The sequence below is a fragment of the Collinsella sp. HCP3S3_E5 genome (assembly GCF_052067635.1).
GTDB lineage: Bacteria > Actinomycetota > Coriobacteriia > Coriobacteriales > Coriobacteriaceae > Collinsella.
The window spans coordinates 21,562-28,919 of sequence record NZ_JBQHQF010000026.1 but is presented as its reverse complement, the minus strand read 5'-3'; the positions used below and the strand labels follow the sequence as shown (position 1 = coordinate 28,919).

The window sequence follows — 7,358 nt, the reverse complement described above, 5'->3', positions numbered from 1 at the left end:
CGCAAATCCGCACCGGCTTCGGCCGCCTGCCGGCGTCCTCGCCCGCGGGCTAAAAACGCTTACGCGTTTTCTTTACGCCCGCGCCCTGCATAGAGTTCGATTCTCCGCGGTATCTATAAGTAATAAAAAAGCAGGTAGGTGCGTTTACCTACCTGCCTGTAGCTATTGGTGGAGGCGCGGAGAATCGAACTCCGGTCCACGAAAGCCCCCTGATTGGCATCTCCAAGCTCAGTCGCTGGTTTAGTCTCGGACGCTTTGCGCGCAGCGACACGCTCGCGGCATCCCAACCGGTTCGGTCTTAGCCCGCGCCATACCGATTACGTGCGCGGGAGCATTCCCCTAACATGACGTCGCGCCGGTGTCGGGGAAATCACCGGGTTGACGCGCCGCTATAAACTAAGCAGCGAGAGCCATAGGCTCAAAAGAAGAGTTGTTGTCAATTCAATTTGACGGTACCCCTGTTTAACGAGGCGAGGAGACCTCGGCTTGCTTCCTCTCTCAGAGCTATCGTGTCGAAACCAGTCGCCCCCGAATGTTGGGAAAGTCTGGATGGTATCGGGCCTGCAAACACCCGATAACCGTCGACTTTTCAAGGAACACGCGGGGTAAACCCCGCTCGTGGATAGCTATCTTACCACGTTCTAAAGGCAGACAGCTGCTCTATGCACGAGCTGTGAAGACCCTAATGTGCGCCATACTTCGCATTTTTGCCACTGAACACGTCACGTATATTTTCGCCAAGCAAAATTGACCCGTCGAAAGGACCGTTATGGATACCAAGCAGCAACTCATCAATGCCCTCGCGGGCCTGGGCTCGACCATTACCGAAGCCATGGATGTCATCGAAGGCTTTGTCCCCTGTGGACATCCCGCCCTCACGGTATCGAACGCCCTTGTTGCGCTGGACGCTGACGATGATGCAGCTCTCGCCCAGCAGTTTGAGACCGTCGCGGGCTTTATCGACCACGTGAGCGAGAACCGCGGCGTGGCCGCCTACCACGGAATCGAGGTCGAGCTCGCAGGTCCCAAAGCCAATCTGCTCGCAGCAATCCGCGAGGTAGGCGCCCTTATGCAGACCGCAGGCGTCAAGAACACCCAGGTCAACGAGTGGGTCTACCGCAGTCTAGCAGCACTAAACGATTCCGACGAAAAGGCCGCCGAGAAGCTCGTCGAAGCTCCCGTCATCAAGGCAGCGCTTTTGTAATTAAAGGATGCGTGGTCTTCTGAGCGCCGACGTTCCGAAGGCCACGCAAACAGTTCGCGTTAACCGATAGCCGCGCCACCACGTTCGGCCAAAGCTAGAATCGGCATCATTTGGCGCGGGGTCTTTGCTGCAAGATCGGCATGTTCGAGCAGCTTGCGATTGTTGATCACCAAGTAATCGATCTGCGCGCGCTTGCACGCGGCGAACACCAAGTTGTCCTCGTAATCGCGATGGAGCGCTAAGTATTTGTCGGCTAGCCACAGATCGGATGCATCAGCGCCCACGGCCGTGGCGTTTTCGGTCATGTTCCGAACAAACGCCAACGCCGCATCGCCAATTGCACGGACAGATGCCTCGTCGAGCGCTCCCCCGCCGGCAAGAACGCTACGCTTCAGCTCATGTTGGACAACGTACAGCACGTCCTTGGCGATATGCACCGGAAAGAACAGCAACGCCCCCGTCTCCGTCGCCTGCCCAATAAACGCGCGCGGCAAGCGACTCGGTATGCTCGGCGCAAAACGAATCGACCCATACGTTGGCGTCCACCATAATCTTAAGGGGGCCTCCACTCACAGGATCATCCCCTTTTGGCGATAATGCTCATCCATGGCTTCGGAATAGATTGTGTCCCAGCTGCGGTCATCAGACGCAGATGATGTATCGATGCCCAGGTCCGCGTAAAGCTGATCCGCCGCCGCCCATGATGCGACAAACGGCGAGGTGCCACCAGCACTAGGCGGTTGGTCGTCAACGGCCGACAACACCTCTTCGCACGAACCGCCACCCTGCGCTACCTTGGCCACCACCTTTTTGATGAGCTCGGACAGTGACCCGCCCGAAAGCCGCAGCGCCTCCTCGGCACGGTTCTTGACCTGGCGATCCACGCGAACGTTCACCTGCGCCATGCCGCTAGCAGCACCCACGTCGATCTCGCTCCCTTCAATTGCTAGCCTCGATAGCAACACTTTATAGAGACGCTATCAATTGGGATCAAATGCAAAAGGCCTGCGCCCGGACGACACCGGTGCCGTCTGGGCGCAGGCCAGATAACGTGGGCAAACACGTCTGCTAACGCAGGTAAGCCTTCGCGTTGCTCAGGCTGTAGGCGATCGTCGAGCCGTTGTGCAGCAGCGACGATGCCTGCGAGGCAATCGCGCCGGTAATGCCCAGTGCCAAGAGCGCCGAGTTGGTGAGCATCACCTTAGAGTAGGAGCTCGTCAGACGATCAACGAGGCCCTGGCTCATACGGCGCAGGCGCACGATCGCAGCAAGATCCGTATCGGTCAGGATGATATCGGCGACCTCCTTGGCGATGTCGCTTCCGCCACCCATTGCAAGCCCCACGTCGGCCAAACCGAGCGCCGACGAATCGTTGACGCCGTCGCCCACCATGGCAACGTGGCGCCCCTCGCCCTTAATGCGCTCCACATACGCGTACTTGTCCTCGGGCAGCAGCTTGGCCTTAAACTCGTCGACCCCTGCCTCTCGCGCAATGCGCTCGGCCGTGCGCTCGGAATCGCCTGTGAACATAACGACACGCTTGACGCCCAGAGCATGCAGGTCGGCGATGACCTCACGGACCCCAGGCTTGAGCGGGTCCTCGATGCCGAGCACGCCGACGACCTTGCCATCGACCGCCAAATACAGCGGCGACAGGCCCTGCATCTGAGGCTCGATTTGCTCCTTAATGTCGGACTCGAGCTGCGCGCCCTCATCCTCAAATACAAAGTGCGCGGAACCGATGATGGCGCGACGCCCTTCGATTAACGAAGTGATGCCGTGCGCCACGATGTACTCGACGGCAGCATGCCGCACGCGATGCCCTGCACGCAGGCATTCTTTACCGGAGCGCTGGCGAGCAGCTTGATGCCAGCCGTACCAAGCAGAAAACCGCCACCGACAAGCAGGGTGTTAAACGTCGGCTTCTTCATGTCGCTTCTCCCTTTTGCCGCATTGGACACGGCACGGTGCCTCAGCACCTGAGTGAATAAGTTTGCATGAGCACACTTTTGGATAATAGTTAAGTAGTACTAACTATTAAGGTCAAAAATGGTTAACTTTCTGGAAATCTTAGGGTGCAGACCGGCCGACTTTCGACAATCGGTCTGCCGCAACGTACATCTCCGGCATCCAAGAAAGACTCTCCCCCGTCCCAGCAAATCGAGGTCTAATACTTTTCCCGAGAAGTGAACGAGCAAAATCGGACCCCTGAAGCATCCGCATTTTTTAGTAACAAAACCGCAGGGAAAACTCGGCAAAACCGCAGGAAACAGCGTCCAAATAGTGTCGATGCTTCAGAGGTCCAAATAAGGTCGTTCACTTCTCGGGAAAAGTATTAAGCTTCGCTTTCCACAGCCCAAAAATGTGACCAAGGGACCGTCCCTGCGCCACATCCACAAAAAAATGAGGGTGCCAACGGCACCCTCATTCACCAAATTCCATTCAGCCCGACTGACCAGAACGGCTGAGTCGCCACGGAACCGAGGGGCCGGGCGCAGGGCCTTGCCTCTCAATGAGTTCCGCACGAACAGGAGGCGCCAGTGGCGCCTCCGTCGTGAGTCAGGACTGTCCGAAATTGAGAGGCAAGGCCCTGCGCCCGGCCCCTCGGTTCCCGCTTACGAGAGCGAGGTTCTCAGCAACTCGTTGAAGAGCTTTGGGTTACCCTTGCCGCGACTCGCCTTCATGCACTGGCCCACCAAAAAGCCGATGACCTTCTGGTTGCCGTCACGATACTGCTGTGCCTGCTCGGCACAGTTTGCCAGCACTTCGTCCACAATCGGCTGCAGCGCGCCGGCATCGCTCACCTGACGCATACCGCGCTCGTCGACGATCTTGTTGGGGTCGTCGCCGGTCTGGGCCATGGCCTCAAAGACTTCGTGAGCCTGGTTGGAGCTGATGGCATCGGTCGCCAGCAGCTTGGCAAGCGCTGCCACCTGAGCCGGCGCGATGCCGGACTCGGCGAGCGACACGCCCGCGCCCTTAAGGTAGGCGATCATCTCGTTCACCAGCAAGTTTGCAACCGTCTGGGCCTCCTTGCCAGCCATACCGGCAGCGGAGGCCTCAAAGAACTCGGCAAACTCCGGGTCACCGGCGATTTGCTCGGCATCGGCCGCCTTAATGCCAAAATCGGCCTCAAAACGGGCGCGCTTGGTATCGGGCAGCTCGGGAATCTCACCTCGGCAGCGATCGACGAACTCGTCGTCCAGATCGAACGGCGCCAAGTCGGGGTCGGGGAACAGACGATAGTCGTCGGCCGTCTCCTTCACACGCATGACCACGGTGCGCTTGCGGCTGGGCTCCCAGTGGCGGGTCTCCTGATAGATAATGCCGCCCTCCTCGAGCACCTCGGCCTGGCGGCAAATCTCGTAGGCAAGGCCGTCGTGCAGGCTCTTAAACGAGTTGAGGTTCTTGAGCTCGGTTTTGGTGCCCAGCTTGGTCTCGCCGCGGCGGCGCAGCGACACGTTGCCGTCGCAGCGCATGGAACCCTTCTCCATGGAGCAGTCCGAAATGCCCAGCGTCACAAAGATGCGACGGAGCTTTTCCATAAACAGGCGAGCCTCCTCAGGCGTACGCAAGTCGGGCTCGGTGACGAGCTCGATCAAAGGCGTGCCGCAGCGGTTGTAGTCGACGAGCGACTCGGCAGCGGCGGTAATGCGGCCCTCGGCACCACCCACGTGCACCATCTTGGCAGCGTCCTCCTCCATGTGGATGCGCAGAATGCGGATGGGCACCGTGTAGGAACCGTCCTCGCGACGCTCGGGCATCTGCAGGTTGGACGCGTCATAGCTGGCCAGATGGCCGGCGCGCTGATTGCCCTCGCGCATGGTCGACGTCATGGACGTGGACAGGCCCTCGGCGTTGGCCGAGGCGCTCGCCAGGCTCTGGGCCTCGGCCTCGCCAAACGCGCAATCGGGGCGCTCTGCAGCGCCGCGACCAGTCACGTCCAGGTCCAGGTGACCGTACATGGCAAAGGCGACCGGACCCTGCGTGGTCTGGAAGTTCTTGGCCATATCGGGATAGAAGTAGTGCTTGCGGTAGAACATCGAGTGGCGCTGGATCTCGCAGTTGGTGGCGAGGCCGGCCTTAACGATGCTCTCGATGGCGCGCTTGTTGGGCACCGGCAGGGCGCCGGGCAGGCCCAAGCACACCGGACACACGTTGGCGTTGGGCTCGTCATCGTGGCTGAGCTTGCAGTTGCAGAACATCTTGGTATCGAGTGCGGTGAGCTCGGTATGAATCTCCAGGCCGATCACGGCCTCCCAATCCTGCAGGACCTCGGAAAGCTCCTTCATTACAGCTCGCCTCCCTTCCCGGCAAAATCGGGTGCGACGGAAAGCGCGGGCGCACCCGTAGCGGCATCGGCAAAGCCGCGCTCCAGGGCGCGGGCAAACGTGAGCAGCTGACGGTCCTTAAACGCCGGACCCACCAGCTGGGCAGAAACGGGCAGCTGAGTATCCTCGCCCAAGCCCAGCGGCACCGAGATACCACCGTTGCCGCAAATGTTGAGCGAGATGGTGTACAGGTCGGAGAGGTACATCTGCGTGGGGTCGCTGATCTCGCCAAACTTAAAGGCCGTGCGCGGCGAGGCGGGCATGAGGATGGTGTCCACCTTGGCATACGCGGTGTCGTAGTCCTGCGTGATGAGCGTGCGGGCCTTTTGCGCAGCGTAGTAATACTTGTCGTACACGCCCGAGCTCAGCAGGTAGGCGCCGAGCATCTGACGGCGCTTGGCCTCGGCGCCAAAGCCGTGGGCGCGCGACAGCGAGCTCTGGTCGGACAGGTTGGCGCAGCCCTCCTCCTGATAGCCGTAGCGAATACCGTCGAAGCGGGCCAGGTTGGAGAACGCCTCGGCCGGGCCGATGACGTAGTAGGCGGCGATGGCGGCATCCAGGTGCGGCAGGTCGACCTCGACCAGCTCGGCGCCCTGGTTCTGCAGCTCCTGGGCGGCGCGCTGAACAGCGGCCTTGACCTCGGACGTCAGGCCCTCGGCCTCCATAAACGCGGGGATGATACCCACGCGCTTACCCTCGATGCTGTCGTTGAGATGCTCGGTAAAATCGACGGCGCAATCCTGGCTGTTGCAGTCGTAGGGATCGTGGCCCGCGCCGGTAAGCGCGTTCATGGCCAGCGCGACATCCTCGACCGTGCGGCCGAAGGGGCCCACCTGGTCGAGCGACGAGCCAAAGGCGACCACGCCGTAACGGCTCACGGCGCCATACGTGGGCTTAAAGCCCACCACGCCGCACAGCGACGCCGGCTGGCGAATGGAGCCGCCAGTGTCCGAGCCCAGCGAGAGCGCGACCTCGCCCGCGGCGACGGCGGCAGCGGAGCCGCCCGAGGAGCCGCCGGGCACGCGCTCGGTATCCCAGGGGTTGTTGGTGCGGTGGAACGCCGAGCTCTCGGTGGAGCTGCCAAAGGCAAACTCGTCCATGTTGGCCTTGCCCATGGGCAGGCAGCCGGCATCGAGCATGCGCTGGACGCAGGTGGCGGTATAGACGCTCTGGTAGTTCTCGAGCATGCGGGAAGCGCAGGTGGTGCGCGTGCCCACAAGGTTCATGTTGTCCTTGATGGCCAGCGGCACGCCCGCGAGCGGGGGCAGCGGCTTGCCCGCGGCACGATCGGCATCCACGCGCGCGGCGGCCTCGAGCGCAAGCTCGGGCGCCACCTGCAGGAATGCCTGGACCCCGCCCTCGCGCGCCTCGATGGCGGCAAGGGAGGCCTGGGCCACCTCGGTAGCGGTAAAGTCGCCAGCGGCAACGCCCGTGGCAATCTGGACAGCGGTAAGGGAATCGAAGCTCTGCGCCATTACTCGCTCTCCCCCTCTCCCAAAATGGACGGCACGCGGAAGTAGCGGTCGCGCGCGCTGCCGGCGTTTTCGAGCGCGACGTCGAGCGGCAGGTCGCGCTCGGGCTCGCGCAGGTCATCACCCATCACGTTGGACAGGCTTCCGATGGGATGGAACGTGGGCTCCACGTCGGGCAAGTCATATTGCAAGACGGGCTCGAGCATCTGGACGGCATCGTTCATGTAGGACGTCATCTGGGCGAGCTCGTCATCGGTCAGTGCGATCTTTGCGTACTCGGCGATACCGCGCACGTCTTTCTCGCTGAGTGCCATAGGCGCTCCCTTCCGCATAACAGTTAAACCGCTCTAG

8 protein-coding genes and 1 other RNA gene are annotated in these 7,358 nt (G+C 61.2%); 1 reads left to right on the top strand and 8 read right to left on the bottom strand.

Annotation, left to right across the window (positions count from 1 at the left end; all coding sequences use genetic code 11):
* Positions 1-166: 166 nt before the first annotated feature.
* Positions 167-530, bottom strand: a transfer-messenger RNA (tmRNA) gene (gene ssrA, locus ACTM82_RS07810).
* 239 nt (positions 531-769) lie between these two features.
* Between ssrA and ACTM82_RS07805 the strand changes: the two genes are divergently transcribed.
* A complete protein-coding gene (locus ACTM82_RS07805; RefSeq protein ID WP_441055532.1) occupies positions 770-1,204 on the top strand; it encodes a hypothetical protein in 435 nt (144 codons plus the stop codon).
* Positions 1,205-1,263: 59 nt separating this feature from the next.
* On the opposite strand, the gene ACTM82_RS07800 is transcribed toward ACTM82_RS07805, so the two are convergent.
* From ACTM82_RS07800 to gatC, 7 genes are all read right to left on the bottom strand, one after another.
* Positions 1,264-1,656 carry a hypothetical protein gene (locus ACTM82_RS07800; protein WP_441055534.1) on the bottom strand — a complete coding sequence of 131 codons (393 nt, stop codon included), beginning with the start codon at positions 1,654-1,656 and terminating at the stop codon, positions 1,264-1,266.
* Positions 1,657-1,773: 117 nt separating this feature from the next.
* Positions 1,774-2,127, bottom strand: coding sequence for a hypothetical protein (locus ACTM82_RS07795; RefSeq protein ID WP_441055536.1), 354 nt, complete (start codon positions 2,125-2,127; stop codon positions 1,774-1,776).
* Positions 2,128-2,272: 145 nt separating this feature from the next.
* Entirely contained in the window at positions 2,273-3,019 is a 747-nt protein-coding gene (locus tag ACTM82_RS07790; RefSeq protein WP_441055538.1) for an HAD-IC family P-type ATPase, read from the bottom strand.
* A complete protein-coding gene (locus tag ACTM82_RS07785) occupies positions 2,968-3,135 on the bottom strand; it encodes a hypothetical protein (protein WP_441016404.1) in 168 nt (55 codons plus the stop codon). The genes ACTM82_RS07790 and ACTM82_RS07785 overlap by 52 nt, the downstream gene beginning before the upstream one ends.
* A gap of 684 nt (positions 3,136-3,819) precedes the next feature.
* Positions 3,820-5,496 carry an Asp-tRNA(Asn)/Glu-tRNA(Gln) amidotransferase subunit GatB gene (gene gatB, locus ACTM82_RS07780; RefSeq protein ID WP_441055540.1) on the bottom strand — a complete coding sequence of 559 codons (1,677 nt, stop codon included), beginning with the start codon at positions 5,494-5,496 and terminating at the stop codon, positions 3,820-3,822.
* On the bottom strand, positions 5,496-7,010 hold the full coding sequence (gene gatA / locus ACTM82_RS07775) for an Asp-tRNA(Asn)/Glu-tRNA(Gln) amidotransferase subunit GatA (RefSeq protein WP_441055542.1): 1,515 nt from the start codon (positions 7,008-7,010) through the stop codon (positions 5,496-5,498). Before gatA ends, gatB begins: the two co-directional genes overlap by 1 nt.
* Positions 7,010-7,321, bottom strand: coding sequence for an Asp-tRNA(Asn)/Glu-tRNA(Gln) amidotransferase subunit GatC (gatC, locus tag ACTM82_RS07770; RefSeq protein ID WP_035136890.1), 312 nt, complete (start codon positions 7,319-7,321; stop codon positions 7,010-7,012). Before gatC ends, gatA begins: the two co-directional genes overlap by 1 nt.
* Positions 7,322-7,358 lie beyond the last annotated feature (37 nt).